Below are 26,098 nucleotides of genomic sequence, written 5' to 3'. Positions count from 1 at the left end.
AGGCGCCGGCGTCGGCCGGCTGATAAGCAAGGCATCACCCCCGTTATACCGCCACCAACAGCAGCACATAGGCGATCACGCTTACCATCAGCCCACGAAACGCGAAGGTGACGCAGCGGTATTTGTTGCGGGCGATGGCCGATAGAATGTTGGCGTTTTCGAGATACTGGTCGAAGAGGTAGCGCTCGTCACGGCGTAGCGCGGCCTCGAAGAACATATCGCGATGATCAGGCCAGGCGCCCCAGAATAGCGAGGTGGAGGTGCCGAGACGCCGCGGCAGCACGACAAGAATCGCCGACAGGATCGAGAAGACCGAGGCTGCCGCAAGTAGGCCGGAAAAGAGCATGCTGCTGGGCGTGCCGCCGGTGTAACGCGTCAGGCTGAACACGGCCCTAACCTCGCTGGAACTCACCAGAAAGGCGAGCATGAAAGTAAAGATATAAGCAGCCTTTTGGTCGGATATCTTGATCTGATCATAAAATATGTCATTGATTTTCTTGATATGATCGAAATACTCGGTGCTGACGTCCCCGCTCGAGGGCTTGCTCAGCATAACCTCAGTGGCATTTTCGAATTCGCTCACCTGAATACTCCATACCCTAAAGTGTTTCCCTGATATTACACTTCGCGACGAAAGCAAGAACACGTGTGCAACATGCTTGACTTTTCCACTCTACACGGACAAAGGGGAAGCGGGGTATGGGGTCGAGGACATGCGGGGTTATTCCAGTAACATCTGTCGCGTCGGGATGGCGATGGCGTTTGCCGTGCCCGGTTTTGGGCTGCCGGCAATGGCCGATCCCGTGCCGCGCGCTACGCCGGTCGCCGGCTCCGTCATCGCCCGCAAGATCGGCGAGGAAGTCCGCTTCATCGACGTGTCGAACTGGCGTGTCGTCGACATCAATCAGGATCTCCTGACCGGCGACGTGCTGCGCACCAATGCCAACGGCCAGCTCGCCATCGTCTTTTCCGACCACACTCAGGTCCGCCTCGGCCGCAATTCCTCGCTGCAGGTCAAGAAGATGGCTGCCGGCGGCGATACGGTGCTCAATCTCCAATCCGGCACCATCTGGGCACGCGCCGAGCGCGGTGGCCAGGGCCTGACGGTGGAAACGCCGGCGGCCGCCGCCGCTATCCGCGGCACGGACTGGACGATGACCGTCGAGGGCGCCAAGACCTCGATGATCGTGCTCGAAGGCCGCGTGGCGCTCAGCAACCCGCAGGGCAGCGTCGAGGTGAACGAGGGTGAAGGGGCGGTCGCGACAATCGGCCAGGCGCCGACCAAGATCATCAGCGTCAATCCCGATGACCGCGAACAGATGCTGTTCTACCTGAATCTGCGCGACGGCTTCGGCCTGATGCCGACCTCGCCGCTGCCGGCAGGCCGCATGGCCGATAAGCGCCGCCGGCTGCTGGCTTTGCCGCCGGAGCGTCGCACCACCGAGGACTGGCTGGAGCTTGCCGAAGTGCAGAGTGCTTTCGATGGCCGGCAGGTTGCAGCCGCCACACTTCGGGAGATTCGGGGCCGCAAGCTGACGACCGGCCAGAAGGCACGCGTCGATCTGATCGATGCCACGATCGCCGGCTCCGAAAAACGCTACGACGAAGCCGCAAGGCTGTTTGCGGCGGCACTGCCACATCTCGACGCCAGCCGCCGGAACATGGCGCAGTATGGCGGCTATTTCGCCCGTTCGCTTGCCGATCCCGCCCATGTCGAAAACCCGCCGTCATCAGCTGTCGGCCCCTATGGCGCGATCATGCAGGCCTACACCGCCGGCTTTCTGCAAAATCCGCGAGCCGCCATCGATGTGATCAGCCAAGCCGAGAAGCGTTTTCTCGACGATCCCACTCTGCCCGCGATCCGCGCCCAGCTCGCGCAGCTGATCGATGACCGCGCCCAGATGCAGGAGGCTGTGAGCCGCGCCCTCTCGCTCGATCCCAACCATCCGATCGCACTTGCCGCGCGCGCGGCCTACAAGGCGAGCTACGAAAGCGATATCGACGGTGCGCTTGCCGATCTGAACCGCGCCATCGAGCTTGCGCCGGGTGCGTCTGGATCGTTGAACTCGATGGGCCTGCTGCAGAGCGCCCGCGACGCCAATGGCGAGGCCGAGGCGGCGTTCCTGAAAGCGATCGCGCTCGACCCGCAGGATCCCGTGCCGCACGCCAATCTCGCCATCTTCTATCTCGATCAATCGCGCATGAAGGAAGCCAAGCGCGAAATCGATACGGCGCTTGCCGTCGATCCGTCCTTCGACATCGCACTTCTCGCCCGCGGCCGCTACTATCTGCAGACTGGCGAACGCGACAAGGCGCTGGCGGACCTGCTGGCGGCCAGCGCCGCTAATCCGGCGCATTCGCAGTCGCAGCTGATGCTCGCCGCCGCCCATTACGAAAAGGGTGACCGCATCCCCTCCGCGCAGGCGGTCGACAATGCCGACAGGCTCGACAAGAACGATCCCGTCATCTCCTCCTTCCGAACCGCTGTCGACATCGATGACTACGACGCCGACGGCGCGATCCGCAACGCCCAGGAGTTTCTCCGCCGCTCCAGGGCGCGCGGCGGCGACTACAGCGCGCTCGGCGCCAACCAGGATGCCGGCTCGACGCTGAACAACGCTTTCCGCCTTCAGGGCCTGGATGCCTGGGGCCGCTATTACGGCGATGCGGTCTTCAGCCCCTTCGAAGGCAGCGGCTATATCGATCAGTCGATCAAAGGTAGCATCTTCCCCTTCGTCAATGCGACGAGCTTCAGCGATGACAATGTCATCCAGTATCGCAACAACGCATCGAGCTACTCATCCTTTATCCAGGGCTTGCTGCTTGATCCGCACATGCTTTCCGGTCGCTCGCGCTCGGCAACGCTGCTGCGCACACCCTTCATCGAAGGCTCGCTCGGCGGCGGCATCAACAGCGTCGACGGCCATACCAGGCGTATCGGCGAGGCTGAGATCCAGGGCTTCTCCAACGAGACGATCCCTCTCAGCTTCTACGGCAACCTGACATGGGAAGAACTGGCCCTCGACGGGGATTATCGCGACTTTGGCGGTTTCGAGACCGAAAACAAGATCGTCGGCGGCAATGGCTACCTGACGGCGACGGTAACGCCGGACGATCGCGTAGTGGCCTATGTCAACCATGCCAAGAACGATGGCACGCTGAACGCGCTGTCGGCCGGCTCAGCACTGACGGACTTCCTCAACCTGCTCGGCGCTGGGGTACCGACTGAAATCTCTTCGCAATACAGTTATAGGCGCAATGTCAGCGAGACGACCAATGCCGGCCTCGGCTGGAGCCATACTTTCAGCTACGAAAATATATTGAACGGCGCCTTCCTCTATTCGGAAAGCAAGTCGCGGACTTCCACCTCCCTTCAGGTCGACGATGCGCCGGTTCTTGGCCTGCGTGACCCCGACATTATTCCGTTCTTGGACGGGACCGAGGAGCTATCCTCGAAAACCTATATCGGCGCTCTCAGCCATTCCATCGGCAGCGGACCACTCACCTGGCGGTACGGCATCGAAGGCGGCTGGATCGATGCCAGCACGACCACTTTCTCTCGCCTTCATGAACTCTTTCCGCGCTTCCCGGTTCTCCCTGAGACCACTAGCGGCCCGGACACATTCAGCAACCGCGTCAATATCGGCCGCGCCTATATAGACGTGCTGCACGAGATCACGCCCAATCTCAAGGGCGAATATGCTCTCTTCGGCACGCGTATGGAAGGCGATGGCGTCGATGTCAGCCGGTTCGAGCCGCGCTTCGGCCTTGCCTGGTCACCCGTCCAGAACCATTGGCTGCGCGCCGCCTTCATGCGCCAGAGCCTCGACACCGGCGTACCCACTCTTGCCCCGATTGGCATCCTCGGCTTGCAGGCCAACCAGTATTTGGTGGGCGTCGATGGCTATACCGACACGGCGGCGCTGCAATGGGACGCCGAGTGGACCGACCGTTTCTTCACCTCGGTCGAATACCAGCACCAGGAACTGCATGATTTCTCGATTGACTTTCCGCTGATCTCGCTTCCGGCGGCCGACAGCCTGCCGCTGTCGCGCGGCAGTATCGACCGCGCCGCCGTGACTGCCAACGTCGCGCTCGGCTACGGTTTCGGCCTCTCCGCCACCTACGCCTACATGGAATCGGAGAACAAGGACCCGCTGGAACCGAATTACGGCGGTTCCCTGCCGTTCATCCCGAAGAATTCCGGCCAGATCGCACTGACCTGGGTCAACGAGGCCAAGGTCAAGGCGACGGTGGCGGCCAATTATATCGGCGAGCGCGACGGCGACGATCTCGGCACCAAGCTCGACGACTACTGGAGCCTCGACGCCCACCTGGTCTGGGAACCGTTCGACAAGCGCATCGAGCTGGAGGCAGCCGCCTATAACCTGCTCGACGAGGAGTTCGAGATCACCCCCGGCGTGCCCGGCTGGGGCCGCGCCTTCAAGGGCACGCTCAAAGTCCGCTTCTGATGCGGGCGCCGAAAAAGCCTCGGCAGGTCAGACCGGCCGGCGGGCAGGCCGAAAGCCGCCGCCTCCGTCTGCTGGTGCTCTCGCTTACCGTCCTGATCGCCATCTCGTTTCTGTCGCGCCTGCCCGCCTGGTCGCTGCTGGAGCTCAGAAGCTTCGACTATCTCTCGACCGTCGACGATCCCCGCCCGCCACCCGGCGGACCCGTCATCGTCGCGATCGACGAACCCTCGCTTGCCGATATCAACGCGCAATGGCCCTGGCCGCGCAGCCTTCATGCCCAGCTTATCACCCAGCTGCGCGCCGCCGGCGCCCGCGTCATCGGCCTCGACATCATCCTGGCCGAACCCTCGACCCAAGAGAACGACAACGCGATTACTGGCGCCGTCGGCCCGGATGTCGTCCTTGCCGGCGACGAGACGTTGATCGAGACGCCGCAAGCCACGCAACTCATCCGCGTCACCCCGCTGCAGCAACTGACCGAAGCGGGAGCGAAGACCGGCATTGCCTCCGTCGATCTTGGCGGCGATGGCACTTTCCGGCGGATTCCGGCCTATGAGGACGGGTTTGCCGCAACGCTGGCGAAAGCGTCTGGAACGATTTCGGCAACCCTGCCGGCGGGCCAGCTTATCCAATCATTCGGCCCGGCCCGCTCCTATCCCACGGTCTCCTATTACCAGGCGCTCGATCCCGCACATCTTCTGCCGCCGGATTATTTCAAGGGTCGCGTCGTGCTCGTTGGCCTCAGCCTGCAGAATGCGCCGGTGATCGATAAGGGCGGCGTCGATGCCTTTGCCACGCCCTATACCGTCCACACCGGCACGTTGACCTCGGGCGTCGAAATCCAAGCGACGATCTACGACAATATCCGCCGTGGCCTGTCGATCGAAGAAGCCCGCCTCCCGGTGGTGGCCGCCTGTATCCTCATATCGGTCCTGCTTGCCGCCGCCACCGTCTGGCGCTCGACGGGATGGCTGACGATCGTGACCAGCGCAGCGGCCCTTCTCGCCTTCGCGGCCCTCAGCTTTGCCGGTATCCGGCTTGCCCATATCTTCGTCGCGCCGCTCGGGCCGACGGTCGCCTATATCTCGGTCGTCTTCGGCCAAGCCGCCTTCGACTACGCCGAAGAGCGCCGCAACAAGCGCCAGATCATCCGCGCCTTCGCACAATATATCTCGCCCGATCTCGTCCGGCGCCTGTCGCAGGATCCCTCGCAGCTGAAGCTCGGCGGCGAGCGGCGCACGCTGTCAGTGTTGTTTTCCGATGTGCGTGGGTTCACCACCATCGCCGAGACCTTGAAGGATGATCCGGAGCAGCTGACCGGCCTGATCAACCGGCTGCTGACGCCGCTTTCCGACGTGGTGATGGATCATGGCGGGACGATCGACAAATATATGGGCGATTGCATCATGGCCTTCTGGAACGCGCCGCTCGACGATCCCGATCATGCCCTGCACGCCGTCAAAGCCTCGCTCGCCATGCAGGCGGCGATATCGAGCCTGAACCGTGAGCTGGAGCGGGAGGCGGCGATGCGCGGCGGCAGGCCCCACGTCTTGAAGATGGGCGTCGGCATCAACACCGGCGAATGCATCGTCGGCAATATGGGCTCGACCCGCCGCTTCGACTATTCCTGCCTCGGCGACAGCGTCAACCTCGCCTCCCGCCTCGAAGGCGCCTCGAAGAATTATGGCGTGGCCCTGCTGCTCGGCGAGGAGACCGCAAGGCTGGTCGCCGGCACCTACACGGTCGTCGAGCTCGATCGCATCATCGTCAAAGGTCGCACCGTGCCTTCGCCGGTCTATACCGTCGTGCACAAGGCCGAAGCCGAAGCCCTTGCCGCCCACCAGGCCTTCATCGCGGCGAAATACGCAGGCACCTTTGCGCCATCCGACCCGGCCTTCGACAGGCTGGCCGCCGATATCCCCGAGCTCGCCGGCTATTACGTGATCGTTCGCGAGGCGCTGGTCGAGTCCGGCGAGGAATAACCGAGCAGAACGCAGTCAACGCAAATCGATACTTCCCAGGCGGCGCGCTTCCAGCGGCGCATCCCGCCTGAACCCCTCGAAATAACGGCCGCCATGCAAGGCAAGCTCCCGGTCGGCCAAAGCCAGGAATCGCGCGCCGTCGCCTGCTGCCGCCAGTCTGAACGCCGCGTCGAATTCGGCTGCCAATTGCATATCGAGCTTCTTCATGAGGCGCGGCGCCCACTTGCCGCGACCACTCCATGCGCCACGTCCGAGCAGAATCAGGTCGGCCAGCTTCTGGTAGAGGAGTGCGGCGATGGCGGCGATCTCTTCGGACGGGCGCGTTCCGCGCAGATCGTCGACCAAATCGCTGACCTGATAGCGCAGCATGTCGTAGTCTGCCCCGGCAAGAAGTTTCGGTCCTGCCGCCAGCATACTTTCCGCCTTTGCCTGGATGACGTGCGCGCTGTCGATATCCGATCCCACTATACAGCCCGTCGCGACCATGTTGGCCATGATGGAATAGCCGCTGTCTACATCCTGATGGAGGTAATGCGCCAGCGTCTGCGGATCGTGGACAAAGGCTTCCATCGGAAACCCATCCGCGCTGAACGACTCCCGCCAGGCTCTTTGGAGCGACGGGAACACCACGACCAAATCGATATCCGAAAAGGTGGTGCCTTCGCCGCGCATGATGGAGCCGGCGACATAGGCGAATGCGGCCCCGGCATAGCGGCTGGCGATGCAGTGGCGGGCGACGGCCAGCGCCCGCTCCGCAAGAACATGTTTCTGGATATCGTCCACGATCTCGTCCTCGAATACGGGGCACAGGCGGGAACAAAAAACCCGCTCGTTTCCGGCGGGTTGGTTTCAGCAGCAATGAACGGAATTCAGTTCACGCGTCTACCACCCACCGCGGCGCGGTGGTCGTGGACGTCATCGAAACTGCAAATATCCTGCTCATGGCTAAGGTTAACCCGCGGCCGCGACAGCGTCAATGCGCCGAAGCCGGAGGCCGAGGACGGCTTTCCCGGCGCGATGTTTTGCGTCTAAGATGCATCAAGACTCGAAACAGGAAGAGCCCGCCAATGTCCGATCCCGCCACCGTCATCCCGCTTCCGCAACCGGTGTTGTTGCCGGTCGAAAGCAGCGCCGAACGTTTTCCGGTGCGCCGCGTCTATTGCGTCGGCCGCAACTATGCCGACCATGCGATCGAGATGGGCCATGATCCCAGCCGTGAGCCGCCCTTCTTCTTCCAGAAGAATGCCGACAACCTGCTGCCGGCGGGCAATGCCTTTCCTTATCCCTCGCTGTCGAACGACGTGCATTACGAGGTGGAATGCGTGCTGGCGCTGAAATCAGGCGGCGCAAACATCGAGGCCGCGGACGCGCTCGACTGCGTCTACGGCTATGCCGTCGGCATCGATTTCACCCGCCGCGACCTCCAGGGCGAGGCAAAAAAGCTTGGTCGTCCCTGGGAGGTCGGCAAGGCCTTCGAACATTCCGCCCCTATCTCCCCAATCGTTCCGGCCAGCCGCCTCGGCCACCCCGCAGAAGGCAGGATCTGGCTGGAACAGAACGGCAAGCGCGTGCAGGACGGCGATCTCAACCAGATGATCTGGAAGGTGCCGGAGATCATCGCCGAACTGTCGAAGCTCTTCACTCTCGCAGCCGGCGATATCATCATGACCGGCACGCCCGCCGGCGTCGGCGCGGTGGCCAAGGGCGATCGCATCAATTGCGGCATCGACGGCGTCGCCACGCTATCGGTCGAGGTCGTCTGAGGAGAGAGCCATGCCCGTCTACGCACTTGGCGGATCGACGCCGAAACTGCCCGCCGCCGGCCTCTATTGGATCGCACCGGATGCCAACATCATCGGCCAGATCGAACTCGGCGAGAATGTCGGCATCTGGTTCGGCGCCGTGCTGCGTGGCGATAACGAGCCGATCACCGTCGGCGAAGGCACCAATATCCAGGAAGGCGTGATGGCGCATACGGACATCGGCTTCCCGCTGACAACAGGTAAAGACTGCACCATCGGCCACCACGCCATCCTCCACGGCTGCACCATCGGCAACAACACGCTGATCGGCATGGGCGCCACCATCCTGAATGGTGCGAAGATCGGCAACAACTGCCTCGTTGGCGCCAATGCGCTGGTGACCGAAGGCAAGGAATTCCCCGACAACTCCCTGATCGTCGGAGCACCCGCCCGCGCAGTGCGCGTGCTCGACGAGGCGGCAATCGAAGCCATCCGTCGCTCGGCAGAAAACTACGTCGCCAACTGGCAACGCTTCGCCCGCGATCTCAAACAGATCGGGTGATTGGGCAACGTGGACGCCTCGCTTGCGCTTACTGCATTTGCGATTTTGCCGCTCATCCCCCTCATCCGACCCTTCGGGCCACCTTCTCCCCGCTGGGGAGAAGAGGGAGCAAGTTGCCTTCGCTCGTTTCCACAAACGGCGCTTTCAGGAGGGGCCAGACGCCGCCACGATTCCGCTTCTCCCCAGCGGGGAGAAGATGCCGGCAGGCAGATGAGGGGGTGAGCGGCAAAGCCGCGAATGCACTAAGCGCAAGCGAAGGGCAGACCCGCCGAGCCGCTCACCACACGCCCGGAATCCACCGCCAGCGCACACGCGCCATATAGTCCGCATAACCCTCGAGGCCCTTGCGCAGTTCGGCTTCCTCGCCGAGCGTGCGGCCGAAGAGGACGACGACGAGCAGGCCGGCGGGGATCAGCGCGTAGAGCGATCCAAGCGACAGCGCCATGCCGGCGCTGAGCACGATGGCGGTTGCGTATCCGGGATGGCGGATTACGGCGTAGGGTCCGGTGTCGATCACCTTGTGGTCGCGGTTGGTCTGAATGCGCACCGTTGGCTCGAAATGCCGGTTGACCGATTGCGCCCAGGTCAGGCCGAGATAACCTGATGTCATCAGGAGATAGCCGATAAAGACGACCCAATCGGGCTGCGGCGCCCAGTGGAAACGTCCGTCATCGAATGCGCCGACCGGAAGAATGGCAGCAAAGAGAATGATCGTCAGCGTCGCCACCACGGCGTCCCAGGATTTGGTACCCTTCTGGTATCGGCTGCGCGCCGCAAACAGCTCCGGATTCGTCCGCCAGATCCAGATGATTGCGACAGCAGTCAGCACAAGGAACAGGCCGAGAAAAATCCAGCCGCGCGGCCAGTCGAGCGTGCCGGCCGGCCAGAACAGTGCTACAAACATCACGGCAATGGTGATGGCGAGCGATCCGAGCGATGGCGCCGCGGCGAATGATTGACCGGGCCGAGTGTCCCGCTGCGTCATGATCGCTCTCCGTTCCATTACAGCGCCGAGCGTCCTTTTAGACGCGCAGAAGGACGCTGCGCATGGCGGATTTCATTGAAAAAATCGCCTTACTCGGCGGCTTCGAGAAACTGGCTGTTTCGTGAGGATGAGGCAAGAGCCTGAACCCTGGCTTCGGCCTTGGCGATCAGCTGATAGAATTCGTCCTGCGCTTCGACATCCAGCTGAATGACGGCATTGACGTCATCAGGCGTATCGCAAACGCAGGCGACCGCAGAAATCGGACAGATGCCGCCGGGATAACGCCTGCCGGCGCCCGTATAGGCGCGACGTCCCCAACGCTCGGAATAGACCGTCTCTTCCCGCTCAAGCTGCAGGATCGTTCCCTTGCAGGCGGTCACGATAGCCGCCTTGCCGTAGGCGAACCAGTGATAGTTCAGCCTCCGGAGAATATATTTGCCGGTGATATCTTCGCCAGCCAGTTCGGCAGGGTTTTCAATCATTCTAATCATGACGGCTTCCTCAACGTTTAAACAATATCCGTCATGTCTTCGCGCGCAGCAAGTCAAAAAACGCAGCTTTTGGAGACACTTAGTCACAAAGTGTTTCCGATTCTTACATTAACCACGCGCCGAGCACCCCCTTGTGCACACAATTCTTCGTCGAATTTCCCGCAACCTGCTACCGATTTCGTCATTGTCCGAGGTGGCAGTCACGTCAATGTCCCCTTGTGTTTTTCGGCGCGGGCTCGATATGTCTGCCTGATTGGCCCGAAGACCGCGCCGTTTTCATCCCGGGAAGCGGGCGGCTGGTTCGCCGGTTCGCCATGAGCATGATGCCGAAAAGTGTAAGCGGTTTTCGGATGACATCACGATCTAACTCTTTAATTTAGAACAGGATTCAGGTTTTAGGCCGACCGGACCTAAAATGATCCTGTTCCAGCAGGAGAGCATCATGGTCGACGCGATCAACCCCATCTCCGCCACCGCCCCGTCCGAACCCACCAAGGTCGGCACCAGCACCTCGATCGGCTCAGAACCCGACAATGCCTGGGTCGCCGCCCGCCAGTCGCAGATCACCGCCGATCAACTGGCAGCGAAGAAGGCCGTGGAGAAAGAAGCCGCAAGTGGTCTCATCCCGCACGCGGATCTGATCGTCGAAAACGAGGAGCATCCGCAAAAGCGGCACGGGCATGCGGCATCGGACGACGGGGAAGAGGCCGGTGAACAGGCGGAACAGCCGGCCTTGTCAGGCGAAAGCGATCGGATCGGCACCCGCAATTTCGACGACGACACACCCTTCGGCGAGCGCGTCGTCATCATATGATCGAAACGCAGACAGGAAACCGTCCGCGCGGTCAATTCGAGCCTGCAAGCTGGGCTTCGATCGCCGCCTTATCGATGACCGACCAGACCTCAGTGATCTTGCCGCCGCGAAATTCGTAGATGACGTTCTCGGTGAAGGAAAGGCGTCTGCCGTTCACATCGAGGCCGAGGAATTTTGCCTTCGGCCTGCAATCGAAGCTGAGCCTGCAGGCGATATATGGCGGATCGCAAAGCAGCATCAGCACCGTGAAATAAAGATCGGGAATCTCATCGAAGTCCCGCTCGAGCATGGCGACGTAACCCGGGAGCCCGAGCCGCCGGCCGTTATGAACCGCATCGTCCCCGACAAACTGCCCGAGATTGGGCCAGTCCTGCCTGTTCAGGCAAGCGATGTAGCCGCTGTATATCTCCGCGAGTTCGGTTTTCGTCACGCGATCGCCCCTGGCTTGGTTTCTCAGGCAAAGATGGCCCCGGGATCAGCACTTGCCAGCGGCGAACGCGCCGCCTCGAGAGTTTCACTTCAAGAGAACTCGCCTGCACGGGGACCAGCAAGCGTCACGCGCCAGCCCGTTCGCGATTGGAAATCCTGGGTGGCCAGAAACGTATAGCCTGTCGTGCGCCAGAGCCTCACGGCGCTGGTCAAATTGTCAAGCACATAATCGCCGCTGTCCGTCCGGGCAATGAGAACGACATGGTTTTGATCCTGCGGTCCAATCACCACGGAAAGCGCCAACCTGTTCGATGGAAAGCCAGCGTCGATCAGGTCCTTCATTTTCTGGAGAGCGTAGTCCTCACAGTCGCCCCGGCCTGCAACCGGCAGAGACCAAACATCCTTATTTCGGGAAGACGGGCGATCTTCCGCGGGAATGATACGTCCATTTACGGCACGATTGACCTTTTGAAGAAGCGCTATTCCTGCCTGATCGTTCAGCTGTTGCGCCGCCATCCTGCCGCACAGCCACTTGTACTTGGCGCAGGCTGCGGCGAATCCCACGGGTGCGCCGATGCTTCGCGTCACAGGAAGTGATGATCCCGCAACAGCTTGAAAATGCAGAAGAATGAATAAAAAGGCAGCGAGCGAAAAGAGACGCTTCATAGCCGATTCCTTTTCCTTATTGAGAGACGATAACACAGGCAGGATAAAAATTTAGTAAAATTTTATACTTTGGAATTTAACCGTATTAAACGAATTGGACAGATTAACCATTATCTATTCTTCATGTTAATTAATCGTTAGTGTAATAGTTCTCCCAGTTAACATTTAGTTAACCTTGGGAGACGATTGAAATGATCAGCAGAGCCGCGAAATTCAGCATCGCCGTTGCTTCCCTTCTGGCAAGCAGCAGCTTGGCAACGGCAGCCCCGGCAGTCGTTAATTGCAAGGCCGCAGTTCGCGGCACACTCGAATACAGACTATGCATGCCGACCAAAGCAATTCGTGCCGATAACAAGTTTAGTCCGAACGATAAGGATCGCGGCGGCCGAGGCATTGGCGGCGGCCAGAAGACGTCCAGCAGCACCGGCTCCGTCGCCAGCAATGGGAATGACGGTAATGGCAACGGGAATAGCGGCGGCGGCAATGGTGGCGGCAATGGTGGCGGCAATGGTGGCGACCATGGCGGCGGCAAGGGGCGGCACGGCGGCGGCAATGGCGGCGACAACGGCGGCGGCAATGGTGGCGGCAACGGCGGCGGCAATGGTGGCGGCAATGGCGGCGGCAACGGCGGCGGCAATGGCGGCGGCAACGGCGGCGGCAATGGTGGCGGCAATGGCGGCGGCAACGGCGGCGGCAACGGCGGCGGCAACGGCGGCGGCAATGGCGGCGGCAACGGCGGCGGCAATGGTGGCGGCAATGGTGGCGGCAACGGCGGCGGCAACGGCGGCGGCAATGGCGGCGGCAACGGTGGCGGCAACGGTGGCGGCAATGGTGGCGGCAACGGCGGCGGCCATGGTGGCGGCAACGGTGGCGGCAATGGCGGCGGCAATGGCGGCGGCCATGGTGGCGGCAATGGCGGCGGCAATGGTGGCGGCCATGGTGGCGGCAATGGTGGCGGCAATGGCGGCGGCAATGGTGGCGGCAATGGCGGCGGCAATGGTGGCGGCAATGGCGGCGGCAACGGCGGCGGCAATGGTGGCGGCAACGGTGGCGGCAATGGTGGCGGCAATGGCGGCGGCAACGGCGGCGACAATGGCGGCGGCGATGGCGGCGGCGATGGTGGCGACAACGGCGGCGGCAATGGTGGCAATAACGGTTCGGGCAAGGGCGGGTCTAAATCTAAACCGAACTAACTTGATCGGCGACATGAAAATGGACGTGAGGCCGGGTAACCGGCCTCACCTTTTTGATCGCCGCTTTGTGTATCAATGGGCGTCTAATACGGTCCGGGATCCCTGCGGGCTCAGCCATCGCGGTCGCCCATGTGGGCTATAGCATCGCTTCCAGCGAGCACCTTGGCAGCTCATGTCCCAACAGATATGGCCGTCGACGCCGAGCGGCATCCGTGAAAACGGAATGCGATACCGTAAGAATGCAAAGAAGCCGGCGAAAGGGGGAACGACCAAATCCGCGCCCGCGACTTTGATGACGACGACCCCTTTAGTGAGCGCGAGGCGATCGTCTAGCGAATGCGAAGAAGCTTACGCCGCGCAGGCCTCGCACAATCCGCGGATCTCGATCGTCGTCTTTTCAGGCTTGAACTTCTGCCCGCGCACCCATTCCATCAGTCGGTGGTCGACCTCGTGGTCGTGGAACTCCGTCACCTGGCCGCAGCTTTCGCAAATGGCGAAGGCGACGATGCCGTGGCTGTGGCAGTCGTCGCCCGGATGGGCGCAGGCGACGAAAGAGTTGATGCTTTCGAGCCGGTGCACCACGCCATATTCGAGCAGCTTCTCCAGCGCCCGGTAGACCTGCAGCGGCGCGCGAAAACCGTGGTCGCGCAGCTTGTCGAGGATGGTGTAGGCGCTGAGCGGCCCTTCGGCCTTTTCGAGCACGTCGAAGACCAGCGACTGGTTCTTGGTCAATTGCGGTGTCGTCATGAGCCTTGTCCTTGCATGACCTCGCGGTGTCGCCTGACGGGAAGCAGGCTGAGCATGAAGAGGATCAGCGCCGCGACCACGATCGAGGGGCCGGAGGGCGTATCGTAGGTGAGCGAGCCGAACAGACCGCCAACGACGGCCGCCGCCCCGATCAGCGAGGCGAGCACTGCCATGATCTCCGGCGTCGGCGAGAAGCGCCGCGCCGCAGCCGCCGGAATGATCAGCAGCGAGGTGATCAGCATGATGCCGACGATCTTCATGGCGATGGCGATGACGACGGCCATCAGCAGCATGAAGAACAGCCGCGCCCGCTCCGGCTTCAGCCCCTCGGCCTCGGCAAGCTCGGCATTGACGGTCGCAGCCAAGAGCGGTCGCCAGAGCCAGGCCATTGCCACGAGCACGAACAGCCCGCCGCCCCAGATCAGCGCGATGTCGGTGGTGGAAACGGCAAGGATATCGCCGAACAGGAAGGCGATGAGATCGATCCGCACCCAGCTCATGAAGGCGACCATGACGAGGCCGATCGCAAGGGTCGCATGCGAGAGGATGCCGAGCAGCGCATCGGCCGACAGCGCCTGGCGCTTCTGCAGGAAGAGCAGCAGCACCGACACGAGGGCGGCGACGGCAAAGACAGCCAGCGTCAAGTTGAGTTCGAAAAGCAGTGACAGTGCGACGCCGAGCAGCGCTGAATGGGCAATCGTATCGCCGAAATAAGCCATGCGCCGCCAGATGATGAAGCAGCCGAGCGGCCCTGTCGTCAGCGCCAGACCAACGCCGGCAAGAATGGCGCGCACGAAGAAGTCGTCAAGCATGGCGGTCCTCCGTGGCATGGGAATGCGGATGGTCATGTTCGTGGTGGTGCCCATCATGACCATGGTCGTGCTCATGACTGTGGTCATGCGCGTGATGGCCGTCATCGGGATGGCAATGGTCGGTCACCGTGCCGTCGGCATGTTGCACGCGGCCGTCCGGCAGATGCGTATGATCGTGGTGATGGCTATAGACGGCGAGCGTCTGCGCCGCCCGGCTGCCGAACAGCTGCACATATTCCGGGCTGCGACTGACCGACTCTGGCGTGCCGCGGCAGCAGACATGACCGTTGAGGCAGATGACCGTGTCGGTTTCGGCCATGACGACATGCAGGTCGTGCGAGATCAGCAGGATGCCGCAGCCCGTCGCATTGCGGATCGACTTGATGAGGTCGTAGAGGGCGATCTCGCCGGAAAAATCGACCCCCTGCACCGGCTCGTCGAGGACCAGCAGATCGGGCTTGCGGGCGATCGCCCGGGCCATCAGCGCCCGCTGGAATTCGCCGCCGGAGAGGTGCTGGACCTCGGCTTCGAGCATATGGGCGATGCCGGCGGATTCGAGCGCCGAGAGCATATCGCGCTCCGGCAGCGGTCCTGTCAGCGTCATCAGCCGGCGCACCGAAAGCGGCAGTGTCCAGTCGATCGAAAGCTTCTGCGGGACATAGCCGACCTTGAGGCCGGCTTTGCGCTCCACCCTGCCCTCATCAGGCTTTAACACACCGATCGCCGCCTTGGCGCTGGTCGACTTGCCCGAGCCGTTCGGCCCAATCAGCGTGACGATCTCGCCGCGCGAGACGGAAAAATCGACACCGCGCACCAGCCAGCGGCCGTTGCGCAGAATGCCGACATCTTCAAGCGAAACCAGCGGTTCGGCCCTGATACCGGCGGGGGTCTTTGCGGGAGAGAGCATCAAATTTTCCGAAAGTGCTGTTGCGTCCTGCTATTGCACACGTTATAGCATAACGCAATTGATGTAATAACATAACAATCGCAATTCAAGCGGAGCATATGATGAAACGTGCGAAGGGGCTTGTCCTTAAAATGCCGGCCTCCGTAATCCCGATGGCGGCGATCCCGGCGCTGGCAATCCCGGCCCTGCTCTTTGCCGGAACCATGCGGGCGGCCGATGCGCCTGTCGTCGTCACCTCGATCAAGCCGATCCATTCGCTGGTCGCGGCGATCATGCAGGGTGTGGGCGAACCGGAGCTGATCGTCGACGGCTCCGCCTCCCCGCATACCTATAGTCTGAAGCCCTCCAATGCCCGCGCGCTACAGGATGCCAAGGTGATCTTCTGGGTCGGCCCTGGCCTCGAGGCTTTTCTCGAAAAGCCGCTGCAGGCGTTGGGTTCGGATGCCAGCATCGCCGCCCTCGACGACGCCCCCGGCCTGGTCAAGCTGCCCTTCCGAGAAGGCGGCGCCTTCGAAGCGCATGATGATGATGCCCCGGAGCACGATAGTGCTTCCCCGGAGCACAATAGTGCTTCCGCTCATCATGAGGCCGAAGCCGCGCATGCCGAAGCTGATCATGACCATGGGCACGACGATCACGACCACGGCGCATTCGACACCCATCTCTGGCTCGACCCTGTGAATGCCAAAGCCATGGCGAGCGAGATCACCACGACGCTGGTCGCCGCCGATCCCGCCAATGCGCTGACCTATCAGGCGAACGCCAAGGCGCTGGACGATAGGCTGACGGCGCTCGACAAGGAGATCGCCGCCACCGTTGCCCCCGTCAGGGACAAGCCCTTCATCGTTTTCCACGACGCCTACCAGTATTTCGAGCACCGCTACGGCATCCGGGTCGCCGGCTCGATCACCGTCAGTCCGGAAACCATTCCCGGCGCCGAGCGCGTCTCGGAAATCCACCGCAAGGTCGGCGAACTCGGCGCCACCTGCGTCTTTGCCGAACCGCAATTCGAGCCGCGCCTCATCGATGTCGTCATAGAAGGCACGCGCGCCAAGTCAGGCGTGCTCGATCCGGAGGCCGCCACGCTGAAGGCCGGCCCCGATCTCTACTTCACCCTCATGCGCGGCATCGCCCGCAGCATGAGGGATTGCCTCTCCGGCGCATGACCCCGAAAAATCGAAATCGATTTTCGGAAAAGGATTATGCGCCACTGATGGAGCGTCCTTAACGCGTCCTCGGACGCGCGGCGCTCCTCGGAGAGCTGAGGCGGAAACAGGCGGATGACCCCGTTCCGCCTTTTTTCGGCCAATCGTATGTAATGATATAACATTAATGAGGTGACGCGATGAATATCAGGCAGAAAGACAATAGGCTCCCGGTCACGGTGCTGTCCGGCTTCCTCGGCGCCGGCAAGACGACGCTGCTCAACCATGTGCTGACCAATCGCGAAGGCTTACGCGTCGCCGTCATCGTCAACGACATGAGCGAGGTGAATATCGACGCCGCGCTGGTGCGCGACGGCGGCGCCAATCTCTCGCGCACCGAGGAACAGCTTGTCGAGATGACCAATGGCTGCATCTGCTGCACGCTGCGCGACGATCTGCTGAAGGAGGTGCGCCAGCTCGCCGACCAGGGCCGCTTCGATTACCTCCTGATCGAATCGACCGGCATCGCCGAGCCCCTGCCCGTCGCCACCACCTTCGAATTTCGCGACGAGAATGGCCAAAGCCTTTCCGACGTCGCAAGGCTCGACACCATGGTGACCGTCGTCGACGCCGCCAATCTGCTTGCCGATTATGCCTCGGCCGATTTCCTCGCCGACCGCGGAGAAACGGCCGGCGACGGCGACAACAGAACCATCGTCGACCTGCTGGTCGAGCAGATCGAGTTCGCCGACGTCGTGGTGCTGAACAAGATCGGCACGGCAACCAAGGAAGAGCGCGACGCCGCGCGCAAGATCGTCACCGGTCTCAACCCGGATGCGAAGCTGATCGAGGTGGATTTCGGCAAGATCGTCCTGAAAGACGTGCTCGGCACTGGCCGCTTCGATATCGACAAGGCCGAGACCCATCCGCTCTGGTACAAGGAACTGCACGGTTTCCGCGATCACGTGCCGGAGACCGAGGAATATGGCATTCGCTCCTTCGTCTATCGCGAGAAGCGGCCCTTCCATCCGGCAAAGCTGCAGGCCTTCCTCGATCGGACATGGCCAGGCGTGGTGCGCGCCAAGGGCTTCTTCTGGCTGGCGACGCGCCCGCACCATGTCGGCGAGATCAGCCAGGCGGGCTCGATCGTGCGCACCGGCAAGATGGGTCTCTGGTGGGCGGCCGTACCCCGCGAACAATGGCCTGAGGAACCGGCCTTCATGCGCGCCATCGGCCCCTATCTCGACCCCGTCTGGGGCGACCGGCGCCAGGAAATCGTCTTCATCGGCGCAGATCCGATGGACGAAGCCTGGATCAGGAAGGAACTCGACGCCTGTCTGGTCGACAGCACGGTGTTTGCGCCGGAGCGCTGGCGCAACCTGCCCGACCCCTTCGCCAGCTGGAACAGGCAGGCGGCATGACGGCGAAGGCAATCAAACGCACTCTCTGCGTCTGTACCGAATGCGAACCGCTGCCGCCGATTGAAGGGCTTCATCCGCTTGCGCATGAGGAGGATACCGACGCTGAAGTCGGAAGACCAAGAGGTTTTCTCGGTTTCATTGCTGAACGGGTGATAGCTTTGCGTCGGCAGGACTAAGTGATCATAACCGACACCGCGAGTCTGGCGTGAACGTCCCCTCACCCTCCCTCATTCCTGTGCTCGTCACAGGAATCCAGTGCGCCCAAGTCCTTGGGCGCGGGAGACCACTTCGTTCAGAGGAAACATTCACGGCGCAGACGCGCCGTGGCTGGATTCCTGTGACGAGCACAGGAATGAGGGAGGACAGAGAGCGACGATCTTATCCGAGACGGAGGAGCTTGCCGCCCCAGAGTCAAAAAGGCGGCCGAAGCCGCCCCTTCTTGACTTATCGACCGATCAGCGACCGGCAATAATGCTGGAGATGATGCCGCTCGTGACGCCGATCAGCAGGTAATCATTATCGGCCCGCACCCAGCGATAACCGCGGGGCGGAGGCGCCAGCCGATAGCGGCGGTAGTCGTTGACATCGGAGAACCGGCGACGCTCGCTGGCATTGACGCGGTATCCCCTCTTCCAATGCGACCGGACGACCGTCTTCTTGACGACCACCTTCTTCTGCACGACGACAGGCGGACGGCGATGATCGTCGGCGCTGGCCTGGGAAACAACCATCGGGGCAAGAAGGAAGGAAGCGGAAAGAAGAGCTGCAAAAATCTTTTTCATGTGGAGTTCCTCATGTTGGGCACGTGACCAAACTAGGGTCGAAAAGATGAACCGAAACTGAAATAAAAATTAAACTTCTGTAATGAAATCCAATAGCTAGGGACAAAAGCTTATATTTTAGATTAAACTAATACGCTGTGACGAATATTCTGTCGCCATAGACGAGGCATCGGTGCCGCCGGCCAGTTTCATCCTTTGGCAGCACCTCAAGGCATGACCGAAGAAAAGATATTTGCGGAGCATCTGAAGATGAGGCTGGGCGACGCCCCCGGTGCTCATCGCCTGGAAGGCGCCGCCGTGGAGGGATGTCCTGCTGCTGGCGGCGGCAGGTGCTCAGCGATTTGGCATAACGAGATGCAAAAAAACTTGAAACGGGCGCATAATCGAGTTTCGAAGCGACGTATTTTGGGCACAGCAGAATTCTGCATATCCGGTGAGGGGACGATCAGATCAAGACAACGAAGACCACAATGGAGGAGAACATGCCCGGTATCAGCATGCGCTATATCGTCGACGACGTCGACGCCGCGGTGGAATTCTACACGAGACATCTCGGCTTCTCGGTTGCGCTTCGCCCCGCGCCGAGTTTCGCAATCCTGACAAAGGACGGTTTTCGTCTGTTCGTCAGCGGCATGACGGGACCGGGCGGAGCATCTCAAGCAATGCCCGACGGACGAAAGCCGGAGCCCGGCGGATGGAATCGCATCCAGATCGAGGTCGGAGATCTGGAGGCGAAAGTCACCGCACTGCGCCAAGCCGGTGCGCGCTTCCGCAACGAGATCGTGCAGGGCATCGGCGGCAAGCAGATCCTGCTCGATGATCCGGCCGGAAACCCTATCGAACTCTTCGAAGCGCCCAAGAGGTGAATGGGGCGACGTCGGTCATGCGGTTCACCACGCGTTTTACGCTTCGTATCGGTGAACCGCACGCATGATCCCGGTCATGCGGTTTGCCACGCATTTTGCGGCCAGCATCGCAAACCGACGCAGTATTTCGATTACGGCAGCCCGGCTTCGGCATCTCTGGCCCCAGGACTAGCCGGAACGCCTTGCCACCGGTGTGCGAGCGTGTAGTTTCGGATTCCCATCAATTCGAAGGCAGGGAAAACATGTCCGATTCCGCCGGCGGGCTCTCCGACTATATCGGGATACTAGCCGTGTTTCTTCTTGTCGCCGCCAATGGCTTCTTCGTTGCCGCCGAATTCGCCCTGGTGTCGGTCAGGCGTAGCCGCGTCGCCGAACTCGCTGCGGCAGGCCGCATGAACGCATCGGCACTTCAGCGCGCCGTCGACAATCTCGACTCCAACCTTGCAGCCACCCAGCTCGGCATCACCATCTCGTCGCTCGCCCTCGGCTGGGTTGGAGAACCGGCGCTTGCCCACCTGATCGAGCCGCTGTTATCATGGCTGCCTGGGCAATGGGCGACGGCGGGCGCGCATACTGTTGCCGTCGTCATCGCCTTCGTCATTATCACAGCACTTCATATCGTGCTCGGCGAGCTCGCGCCGAAGAGCCTGGCGCTTCAGCGCAGCGAGGCCACTTCGCTTGCCGTGGTGCGCCCGCTCGGTCTGTTCCTGGTGCTGTTCAAGCCGGCGATCTTTGTCCTGAACGGCATGGGCAACATGGTGCTGCGGGGCGTCGGTCTTCGCGCCGGAACCGGGGAATCGTCGTTCCATTCGCCGCAGGAGCTCAAGCTGCTGGTTGCCGAGAGCCAGGAGGCCGGCCTTCTCAACCACGTGCAGCAGCAGCTCGTCGAGCGGGTTTTCAACATCGGCGACAGGCCGATTTCCGACATCATGACGCCGCGTCTCGACATCGAATGGTTCGACGCCGACGACAGCGAGGCCGAAATCCTGAAGACCATCCGCGAATGCAGCCACGAGCAATTGCTGGTCGCCCGCGGCTCGATCGACGAGCCGATCGGCATGGTGTTGAAGAAGGACCTTCTCGATCAGGTTCTCGACGGCGGCAAGGTCCGGCCGATGGAGGTGATCAAACAGCCGCTGGTGCTGCATGAGGGCACCTCGGTCGTCCGCGTGCTCGACAGCTTCAAGGCCTCACCCGTTCGCCTCGCCATCGTCATCGACGAATATGGCAGCCTCGAAGGCATCGTCACCCAGACCGACCTGCTCGAAGCCATCGCCGGCGACCTGCCGGGATCGAACGAAGAGCCCGACATCGTCGTCCGGGAAGACGGGTCGCTCTTGATCGATGCGATGATGCCGGCCTTCGACGCCTTCGAACGGCTCGGCCTGCGCGATCGTCCGGATGCCGATTTCCATACGCTGGCGGGCTTCGCGCTGCATCAGCTCCAGCACATCCCCGAAGCCGGCGAAACCTTCGTCTTCGACAACTGGCGCTTCGAAGTGCTCGACATGGACGGCATGCGTATCGACAAGATGCTCGCGACGCGCATCCCCGCGGATGGGGCGGAGGCCTAATTCACCGCCAGCGTCCAGAGCATTCCCGCGGCTGCGCAGGCTAGCAGCGTCGCGATGACGGAAGCCTTGAAGCGGAAGATCGCTATCGCCGCGGCGGCAGACAGCGCCATTGCCGCCGGCACGGCCGATTGCAGCACGGGAATATCGAGCCGCAAGCCGCCAAGCTGGACGGTCGCAACCTCGGCAAACAGAGTGTGCAGGGCAAACCAGATAGCGAGGTTGAGGATAACCCCGACCACCGCCGCTGTTATGGCCGACATCGCGCCGGCGAGTGCGATGTTGCCGCGCAGTTTTTCGATGAACGGCGCACCGAGGAAGATCCAGAGAAAACAGGGCACGAAGGTGACCCACGTCGTCAGCATCGCCGCCAGCGTGGCGGCTAGCATGGGATCCAGCGATCCGGGATCGCGGTAGGCGCCCATGAAGCCGACGAATTGGACGACCATGATCAGCGGCCCCGGCGTCGTCTCGGCCATGCCGAGACCATCGAGCATCTCGCCGGGTTTCAGCCAGCCGAAATGCTGCACGGCCTCCTGTGCGACATAGGCAAGCACGGCATAGGCCCCGCCGAAGGTGACGACGGCCATCTTGCTGAAGAACAGACCGATTTCGGCAAAGACGCTGTCCGGCCCGACGAATGCATAGAGCCCGGCGACCGGGACGAGCCAGAGGGCAAGCAACACGCTCGACATGCGCAACGACCAAGCGAGGTTTGGACGAGCATGCGCCGGTATGTCCTCGCCCAGCGCTGAATCGGCATCCGACAACACCGCCCCGCTGCCCGTCTTGTGTCCGCCACCAGTCCTGAAGGCGGCGATCCCGGCCCGGCCGCCGAAAAAACCGATAATGCCGGCGGCAAGCACGATCAGCGGGAACGGGACATGGAGAAAGAAGATGGCGATGAAGGCCGCGGCCGCGATACCGACCATGACGCGATTCTTGAGCGCGCGGCTGCCGATGCGAATGACGGCCTGCACGACGACGGCAAGCACCGCGGCCTTCAGCCCGAAGAATAGGCCGGCGACGATGGCGACGTTGCCAAAGGCGGCATAGATGTAGCTGAGACCGAGAATCGACAGAAATCCCGGCAGCACGAACAGAATGCCGGCAACGAGACCACCCACAGTCCGGTGCATCAACCAGCCGATATAGATGGCGAGCTGCTGCGCCTCGGGGCCGGGAAGCAGCATGCAATAGTTCAGCGCGTGCAGGAAACGATGCTCACCGATCCATCGCTTCTCGTCGACGATGATGCGGTGCATGACGGCAATCTGGCCGGCCGGGCCGCCGAAGCTCAAGGCAGCGATCCGCAGCCAGACCCGGAAAGCCTCGCCAAATGAGACGCCGTGATTATGTTCCTTGCCTGTGTCTTTTTCCACCATCTCGCCGGCGGACGCATTTCCTGTCATCTCGACCATCTCATGCCCTCTTCTTTGGAGCGGGCCAGTTGTGGGTTTCCTCGGTTGCGTCGCGGCACCAGCGGAAGAAAGCGTCGTAGAGAAGCATCCCCGCCTCGAGTTGCTCCAGATCGTCGGAATACATTCTGGAGAGGCCGAGCGACGCCGCAAGCAGGCCCGCTGCCTCGGGGGCAAGATCGAGCCTTGCGGTATCCGCCGCCCTGACGATCCGCGCCAGGCGCAGAAGCGGTTCCGACGCTAGCCCGAGCTCTTCGATCATGACGTCGAAAGTGCATAATTCGCCGCGATGGCTCCAGAACACGTCTTCGATATCGAAGGGCGTCGCCGCGAAGCGCTCGCTGACGGCTAAAACGTCAGGCGCCGGCACGAACAGGAACACGGCGTTCGGATCGACGAAGCGCCGGATCAACCAAGGACAAGCGATACGATCGATCTTCGGCCGCGCGCGCGTCACCCAGACGGTGCGCTCTTCAGCGTCGCGTTGCGGCAGCTTTGCATCGGGCACGGCCGGTCCGCCCGCGATCCACGCCTCGAAGCCACCTTCGAGGCTTTCCGCGTCGATCCCGGCATGGCGGAGATAGGCGGCAACACCATGACTGAGCTTGCCGCCTCTCTGGCATACCACGACCACGGCTTCGGCATCGACACTGCCAACCCAAGACGCGACGCCGGCATGGGCGCGCCGGATCGAGCCCGGCACCAGGCGTGGATCGAGCGCGAAGTCCTCCTCCGTGCGCACGTCGATAATGCAAGGCGCACCGGGGGTTCCAATGAGGCGGTTGAGCTTGTCGGGAGAAATTTCGAGAAATGACGGCATGACGCGTCCCTCCGTTGATCGGTTTTACTGGACGCGATTCTTCAGCATGACGCCTCGTGGGGTGATCGCGACCCCATGCAGAAATCATTCGCAAACAGACCCCGTGGTGTCAAGCGCATTGCGCCCAGGCGGCTGCCGTCCGCACCGGCGGGCCGCCATCCACCAACGCACCCGATCAGCCGGCAGCTCTACCGCCGGGTCCCTGCTGGTCGCCCCAAGCAGATGAGGGGTGTGAGCGGCAAAGCCCGCGAATGCACGGAGCGCCAGTAAAGCAAGAAAAGTGAGTACGAAAACCAATCAGCACAAGCGCTTCGGCCCAGAACGGAACAAAATGCCCACTTCGGCATTCTTCTGTCACCGAAAGAGGAGAAAGTACCATGACGTACGACCCCAATAATGCCAACGACCCGAACCGCCCGCTGAACCCAAATCTGGATCTGCGCACCACGCCGAGCGCGCGCAGCACTAATACCTGGGTTGTCTGGGTCGCTGCATTGGCCGTGATCGCTGTCGCTGCATTCGCCTATTCGCAGTGGAGCACCCCCGGCACATCCCCGGACACGACAGCCTCCACGACCCAATCAGAGCCGGCGCCGGCCAAGCCGATCGCTCCGACCGACAACAGCGCAACGCCTGCACCGGCACCAGCACCGGCCACTCCGCCGGCTGCCCCTGCACAGCAGTAATCGCTGCCCGGTCAGAAGAAGCCGGCCCAGTGCCGGCTTCCTCTCGGCTGCGAGCTCTTGAAGATTTTTAAGCAACCCCTATTTAAGGGATACTAAATCTGTCTCTGACGGCTGACCACGGAGGTACTGGCAGCCGTTATCGAGACTGATCGAGGAAGGTCGGTGCGAGTTTCGCCCGGCCTTTTTTCTTGACCTCGTCATCCATGGCGACAGGCTACTGGCAACGCCTGGATCGGGTATTATTTGGGAATCCTGTTATAGAAGGACTGCGGATCGTACACGCACTCGTAGTCGAGGAGGCAAAGCTTGCCATTGGCATCCCTCACCCTTGCGGTGTCGTACTTGTCGCCGAGATTGCACCTGGCCGGCGGATAACGGAAGCTGCGGCCGCCAAAGCCCATGCGCACAAAAACAGCCTTGTCCTTGCGGATGATCTGCGCAAGCTCTTCGCAATTGTGATCCCTGGCATTGACCTCCACCGCCTCGACGGCGAGGGCTACGGACGGAAACAACAGTGCGACGGCCAGAACAACGCTTTTCATGGAAACTCCTGAATGTGAGAGAGCGAAGGTAGGGCATCGCACCGCGTGCCGCCAGTGCGGGAACCGCCGCAATTATACACTGAGCACAGCTCTGCCTTTTTACCTCCCGCCACGCTTTAGAAATCAGCTTCGCACCGGCTCTTTGAAGGCAAAAAAGGCCCAGGTGAACGGGCACTCCTTCGCTACTGCTCCTGCGGGGACATCGCTACATCCCGATCCACTAAGATGTTTGGTCTACGCTGCCGGCCATGAAACCGATGTTTGGGCGCAGACACCTTGCATTGCCAGAGCCGGAGCGGACAAGGACCATTCCAGCACAGAAGGTCGATGCGTCCTCCGCCGGATGCGTCGATTGGCCGAAAACCAGGCGTTACGCCAAAAATGCGACCCTGGCCCTCTTGATCGCCACAAAACTCGCGGTTGCGATTATTTACGCCCTCAGACTCAGCGCCTCGCATTCCTTCCAGGAACACGCACCGCCGATAGCAATGATGGCGACACTGTCGTCTTTCATCGTCGCAGGCCTCTGGCTCGCAGGCATGAAACTGAGCGGCGGCGATTGAGGGACACACAAAGAACGATTTTCGGAAAGCGCGATGCGCTAGGGAAAGTTATAGGGCGATGCGGGGTCGAAGACGCAGGAATAATCAAGGACGCATTGCTTTCCCCCTGCATCGCGCAAACTGGTCGTGGTGCGCTTATCGCCCATGCTGCATTGGGCGGGCGGATAGCGGAAACTGCGACCGCCGAAACCGACCCGGACAAAGACCTTTTTGTTCTGGCGGATGATCTGCGTAAGTTCGCTGCAGCTATGCTCGCTTGCTTTGACGTTTATCGCCCCGGCGGCAAAGGTCGGCAACGGCAGAGACAAGGCGGCGGCGAAAATGACGGTTCTCATGGACCCCTCCCGATTTGTAAGACGGAAGGTAGCGCGCGCGGATCACTGCGGTATAGGCAATCGACGTTTTTGCTATGGGTCGCGCGGGGAAAGATGCGGTCGCCGTTTTCCTGATTGGTGTTCCCACTGCAAGCACGTTTGGCGGCG

At 61.6% G+C, this 26,098-nt stretch carries 27 protein-coding genes; 12 read left to right on the top strand and 15 right to left on the bottom strand.

The features are described 5' to 3' along the window. Positions 1-43 precede the first annotated feature (43 nt). Positions 44-583 carry a Pycsar system effector family protein gene (locus GFM02_RS09070; protein WP_020050689.1) on the bottom strand — a complete coding sequence of 180 codons (540 nt, stop codon included), beginning with the start codon at positions 581-583 and terminating at the stop codon, positions 44-46. A 130-nt stretch (positions 584-713) separates the two neighbouring features. On the opposite strand from GFM02_RS09070, the gene GFM02_RS09065 reads away from it, so the two are divergent. Both GFM02_RS09065 and GFM02_RS09060 read left to right on the top strand, forming a co-directional pair. Beyond that, on the top strand, positions 714-4,472 hold the full coding sequence (locus GFM02_RS09065) for a FecR domain-containing protein (RefSeq protein ID WP_168271351.1): 3,759 nt from the start codon (positions 714-716) through the stop codon (positions 4,470-4,472). Then, positions 4,472-6,454: an adenylate/guanylate cyclase domain-containing protein gene (locus GFM02_RS09060; protein ID WP_168271352.1), complete on the top strand. Its 1,983-nt coding sequence runs from the start codon at positions 4,472-4,474 to the stop codon at positions 6,452-6,454. The genes GFM02_RS09065 and GFM02_RS09060 overlap by 1 nt, the downstream gene beginning before the upstream one ends. A gap of 15 nt (positions 6,455-6,469) precedes the next feature. On the opposite strand, the gene GFM02_RS09055 is transcribed toward GFM02_RS09060, so the two are convergent. Beyond that, positions 6,470-7,237, bottom strand: coding sequence for a nucleotidyltransferase domain-containing protein (locus tag GFM02_RS09055; protein WP_168321465.1), 768 nt, complete (start codon positions 7,235-7,237; stop codon positions 6,470-6,472). On the opposite strand from GFM02_RS09055, the gene GFM02_RS09050 reads away from it, so the two are divergent. From GFM02_RS09050 to GFM02_RS09040, 3 genes are read left to right on the top strand one after another with little or no spacing between them, the layout of a single operon-like run. Then, on the top strand, positions 7,217-7,486 hold the full coding sequence (locus GFM02_RS09050; RefSeq protein ID WP_168271354.1) for a hypothetical protein: 270 nt from the start codon (positions 7,217-7,219) through the stop codon (positions 7,484-7,486). The genes GFM02_RS09055 and GFM02_RS09050 overlap by 21 nt on opposite strands. A gap of 35 nt (positions 7,487-7,521) precedes the next feature. Next, on the top strand, positions 7,522-8,217 hold the full coding sequence (locus GFM02_RS09045; RefSeq protein ID WP_072637903.1) for a fumarylacetoacetate hydrolase family protein: 696 nt from the start codon (positions 7,522-7,524) through the stop codon (positions 8,215-8,217). 10 nt (positions 8,218-8,227) lie between these two features. Beyond that, the gene (locus GFM02_RS09040; protein WP_168271355.1) at positions 8,228-8,758 is read left to right on the top strand and encodes a gamma carbonic anhydrase family protein; all 531 of its coding nucleotides are present in this window, start codon (positions 8,228-8,230) and stop codon (positions 8,756-8,758) included. A gap of 277 nt (positions 8,759-9,035) precedes the next feature. On the opposite strand, the gene GFM02_RS09035 is transcribed toward GFM02_RS09040, so the two are convergent. Both GFM02_RS09035 and GFM02_RS09030 read right to left on the bottom strand, forming a co-directional pair. Next, positions 9,036-9,743: a methyltransferase family protein gene (locus GFM02_RS09035; RefSeq protein WP_205930238.1), complete on the bottom strand. Its 708-nt coding sequence runs from the start codon at positions 9,741-9,743 to the stop codon at positions 9,036-9,038. Positions 9,744-9,832: 89 nt separating this feature from the next. Then, a complete protein-coding gene (locus tag GFM02_RS09030; RefSeq protein WP_032992104.1) occupies positions 9,833-10,234 on the bottom strand; it encodes a hypothetical protein in 402 nt (133 codons plus the stop codon). A 442-nt stretch (positions 10,235-10,676) separates the two neighbouring features. Between GFM02_RS09030 and GFM02_RS09025 the strand changes: the two genes are divergently transcribed. Continuing rightward, positions 10,677-11,048 carry a hypothetical protein gene (locus tag GFM02_RS09025; protein ID WP_168321463.1) on the top strand — a complete coding sequence of 124 codons (372 nt, stop codon included), beginning with the start codon at positions 10,677-10,679 and terminating at the stop codon, positions 11,046-11,048. A 31-nt stretch (positions 11,049-11,079) separates the two neighbouring features. Here the strand turns inward: GFM02_RS09025 and GFM02_RS09020 are convergent, their stop codons facing one another. From GFM02_RS09020 to znuC, 6 genes are all read right to left on the bottom strand, one after another. Then, complete coding sequence (locus tag GFM02_RS09020) at positions 11,080-11,478, bottom strand: ester cyclase (protein WP_168321462.1); 399 nt, start codon at positions 11,476-11,478, stop codon at positions 11,080-11,082. 89 nt (positions 11,479-11,567) lie between these two features. After that, on the bottom strand, positions 11,568-12,143 hold the full coding sequence (locus GFM02_RS09015) for a transglutaminase-like cysteine peptidase (protein ID WP_168271359.1): 576 nt from the start codon (positions 12,141-12,143) through the stop codon (positions 11,568-11,570). A gap of 317 nt (positions 12,144-12,460) precedes the next feature. Beyond that, on the bottom strand, positions 12,461-13,351 hold the full coding sequence (locus tag GFM02_RS35540; RefSeq protein WP_168321461.1) for a hypothetical protein: 891 nt from the start codon (positions 13,349-13,351) through the stop codon (positions 12,461-12,463). Between the two features lie 333 nt (positions 13,352-13,684). Beyond that, entirely contained in the window at positions 13,685-14,083 is a 399-nt protein-coding gene (locus GFM02_RS09005; protein WP_011652680.1) for a Fur family transcriptional regulator, read from the bottom strand. After that, positions 14,080-14,895, bottom strand: a complete 816-nt coding sequence (gene znuB, locus GFM02_RS09000; RefSeq protein WP_168321460.1) for a zinc ABC transporter permease subunit ZnuB — start codon at positions 14,893-14,895, stop codon at positions 14,080-14,082. The genes GFM02_RS09005 and znuB overlap by 4 nt, the downstream gene beginning before the upstream one ends. After that, positions 14,888-15,802: a zinc ABC transporter ATP-binding protein ZnuC gene (gene znuC / locus GFM02_RS08995; RefSeq protein WP_168321459.1), complete on the bottom strand. Its 915-nt coding sequence runs from the start codon at positions 15,800-15,802 to the stop codon at positions 14,888-14,890. Before znuC ends, znuB begins: the two co-directional genes overlap by 8 nt. Before the next feature lie 101 nt (positions 15,803-15,903). On the opposite strand from znuC, the gene GFM02_RS08990 reads away from it, so the two are divergent. From GFM02_RS08990 to GFM02_RS35025, 3 genes are all read left to right on the top strand, one after another. Next, the gene (locus GFM02_RS08990; RefSeq protein ID WP_168321458.1) at positions 15,904-16,968 is read left to right on the top strand and encodes a zinc ABC transporter substrate-binding protein; all 1,065 of its coding nucleotides are present in this window, start codon (positions 15,904-15,906) and stop codon (positions 16,966-16,968) included. Between the two features lie 179 nt (positions 16,969-17,147). Further along, entirely contained in the window at positions 17,148-18,368 is a 1,221-nt protein-coding gene (gene zigA, locus GFM02_RS08985; protein WP_168321457.1) for a zinc metallochaperone GTPase ZigA, read from the top strand. Then, entirely contained in the window at positions 18,365-18,544 is a 180-nt protein-coding gene (locus GFM02_RS35025; protein WP_168272612.1) for a hypothetical protein, read from the top strand. The genes zigA and GFM02_RS35025 overlap by 4 nt, the downstream gene beginning before the upstream one ends. Before the next feature lie 279 nt (positions 18,545-18,823). On the opposite strand, the gene GFM02_RS08975 is transcribed toward GFM02_RS35025, so the two are convergent. Next, positions 18,824-19,150 (bottom strand): RcnB family protein, encoded by a 327-nt coding sequence (locus GFM02_RS08975; protein WP_168272613.1) that lies wholly within the window; start codon positions 19,148-19,150, stop codon positions 18,824-18,826. A 482-nt stretch (positions 19,151-19,632) separates the two neighbouring features. Between GFM02_RS08975 and GFM02_RS08970 the strand changes: the two genes are divergently transcribed. After that, on the top strand, positions 19,633-20,016 hold the full coding sequence (locus tag GFM02_RS08970; protein WP_020050706.1) for a VOC family protein: 384 nt from the start codon (positions 19,633-19,635) through the stop codon (positions 20,014-20,016). A 242-nt stretch (positions 20,017-20,258) separates the two neighbouring features. Then, on the top strand, positions 20,259-21,590 hold the full coding sequence (locus GFM02_RS08965; RefSeq protein ID WP_168272615.1) for a hemolysin family protein: 1,332 nt from the start codon (positions 20,259-20,261) through the stop codon (positions 21,588-21,590). Here GFM02_RS08965 and chrA read toward each other — a convergent pair. Continuing rightward, the gene (gene chrA / locus GFM02_RS08960; RefSeq protein ID WP_168321456.1) at positions 21,587-23,008 is read right to left on the bottom strand and encodes a chromate efflux transporter; all 1,422 of its coding nucleotides are present in this window, start codon (positions 23,006-23,008) and stop codon (positions 21,587-21,589) included. The two genes, GFM02_RS08965 and chrA, sit on opposite strands and share 4 nt — an antisense overlap. A gap of 1 nt (position 23,009) precedes the next feature. Beyond that, positions 23,010-23,825 carry a chromate resistance protein ChrB domain-containing protein gene (locus GFM02_RS08955; protein ID WP_168321455.1) on the bottom strand — a complete coding sequence of 272 codons (816 nt, stop codon included), beginning with the start codon at positions 23,823-23,825 and terminating at the stop codon, positions 23,010-23,012. A gap of 377 nt (positions 23,826-24,202) precedes the next feature. Between GFM02_RS08955 and GFM02_RS08950 the strand changes: the two genes are divergently transcribed. Further along, the gene (locus GFM02_RS08950; RefSeq protein ID WP_080764175.1) at positions 24,203-24,511 is read left to right on the top strand and encodes a hypothetical protein; all 309 of its coding nucleotides are present in this window, start codon (positions 24,203-24,205) and stop codon (positions 24,509-24,511) included. 239 nt (positions 24,512-24,750) lie between these two features. Here the strand turns inward: GFM02_RS08950 and GFM02_RS08945 are convergent, their stop codons facing one another. Both GFM02_RS08945 and GFM02_RS08940 read right to left on the bottom strand, forming a co-directional pair. Continuing rightward, entirely contained in the window at positions 24,751-25,053 is a 303-nt protein-coding gene (locus GFM02_RS08945; RefSeq protein ID WP_163876784.1) for a hypothetical protein, read from the bottom strand. 601 nt (positions 25,054-25,654) lie between these two features. After that, positions 25,655-25,951, bottom strand: a complete 297-nt coding sequence (locus GFM02_RS08940; protein ID WP_168321454.1) for a hypothetical protein — start codon at positions 25,949-25,951, stop codon at positions 25,655-25,657. Positions 25,952-26,098: the final 147 nt, after the last annotated feature.

The organism is Rhizobium leguminosarum bv. viciae (assembly GCF_012276115.1).
GTDB classification, from domain to species: Bacteria; Pseudomonadota; Alphaproteobacteria; order Rhizobiales; family Rhizobiaceae; genus Rhizobium; species Rhizobium leguminosarum_T.
This window is presented reverse-complemented; position numbering and strand designations above follow the sequence as displayed.

Bases quoted from the DNA above. Each gene is read 5' to 3' on its own strand.
- GFM02_RS09015 (WP_168271359.1), bottom strand. From the start codon at position 12,143: ATGAAGCGTCTCTTTTCGCTCGCTGCCTTTTTATTCATTCTTCTGCAT.
- GFM02_RS09040 (WP_168271355.1), top strand. From the start codon at position 8,228: ATGCCCGTCTACGCACTTGGCGGATCGACGCCGAAACTGCCCGCCGCC.
- chrA (WP_168321456.1), bottom strand. From the start codon at position 23,008: ATGGTCGAGATGACAGGAAATGCGTCCGCCGGCGAGATGGTGGAAAAA.
- znuB (WP_168321460.1), bottom strand. From the start codon at position 14,895: ATGCTTGACGACTTCTTCGTGCGCGCCATTCTTGCCGGCGTTGGTCTG.
- GFM02_RS09025 (WP_168321463.1), top strand. From the start codon at position 10,677: ATGGTCGACGCGATCAACCCCATCTCCGCCACCGCCCCGTCCGAACCC.
- GFM02_RS08965 (WP_168272615.1), top strand. From the start codon at position 20,259: ATGTCCGATTCCGCCGGCGGGCTCTCCGACTATATCGGGATACTAGCC.
- znuC (WP_168321459.1), bottom strand. From the start codon at position 15,802: ATGCTCTCTCCCGCAAAGACCCCCGCCGGTATCAGGGCCGAACCGCTG.
- GFM02_RS08945 (WP_163876784.1), bottom strand. From the start codon at position 25,053: ATGAAAAGCGTTGTTCTGGCCGTCGCACTGTTGTTTCCGTCCGTAGCC.
- GFM02_RS09030 (WP_032992104.1), bottom strand. From the start codon at position 10,234: ATGATTAGAATGATTGAAAACCCTGCCGAACTGGCTGGCGAAGATATC.
- GFM02_RS08975 (WP_168272613.1), bottom strand. From the start codon at position 19,150: ATGAAAAAGATTTTTGCAGCTCTTCTTTCCGCTTCCTTCCTTCTTGCC.
- GFM02_RS09050 (WP_168271354.1), top strand. From the start codon at position 7,217: ATGTTTCTGGATATCGTCCACGATCTCGTCCTCGAATACGGGGCACAG.
- GFM02_RS08950 (WP_080764175.1), top strand. From the start codon at position 24,203: ATGACGTACGACCCCAATAATGCCAACGACCCGAACCGCCCGCTGAAC.
- GFM02_RS09060 (WP_168271352.1), top strand. From the start codon at position 4,472: ATGCGGGCGCCGAAAAAGCCTCGGCAGGTCAGACCGGCCGGCGGGCAG.
- GFM02_RS08990 (WP_168321458.1), top strand. From the start codon at position 15,904: ATGAAACGTGCGAAGGGGCTTGTCCTTAAAATGCCGGCCTCCGTAATC.
- zigA (WP_168321457.1), top strand. From the start codon at position 17,148: ATGAATATCAGGCAGAAAGACAATAGGCTCCCGGTCACGGTGCTGTCC.
- GFM02_RS35025 (WP_168272612.1), top strand. From the start codon at position 18,365: ATGACGGCGAAGGCAATCAAACGCACTCTCTGCGTCTGTACCGAATGC.
- GFM02_RS35540 (WP_168321461.1), bottom strand. From the start codon at position 13,351: ATGTCGCCGATCAAGTTAGTTCGGTTTAGATTTAGACCCGCCCTTGCC.
- GFM02_RS08970 (WP_020050706.1), top strand. From the start codon at position 19,633: ATGCCCGGTATCAGCATGCGCTATATCGTCGACGACGTCGACGCCGCG.
- GFM02_RS09045 (WP_072637903.1), top strand. From the start codon at position 7,522: ATGTCCGATCCCGCCACCGTCATCCCGCTTCCGCAACCGGTGTTGTTG.
- GFM02_RS09065 (WP_168271351.1), top strand. From the start codon at position 714: ATGCGGGGTTATTCCAGTAACATCTGTCGCGTCGGGATGGCGATGGCG.
- GFM02_RS08940 (WP_168321454.1), bottom strand. From the start codon at position 25,951: ATGAGAACCGTCATTTTCGCCGCCGCCTTGTCTCTGCCGTTGCCGACC.
- GFM02_RS08955 (WP_168321455.1), bottom strand. From the start codon at position 23,825: ATGCCGTCATTTCTCGAAATTTCTCCCGACAAGCTCAACCGCCTCATT.
- GFM02_RS09005 (WP_011652680.1), bottom strand. From the start codon at position 14,083: ATGACGACACCGCAATTGACCAAGAACCAGTCGCTGGTCTTCGACGTG.
- GFM02_RS09035 (WP_205930238.1), bottom strand. From the start codon at position 9,743: ATGACGCAGCGGGACACTCGGCCCGGTCAATCATTCGCCGCGGCGCCA.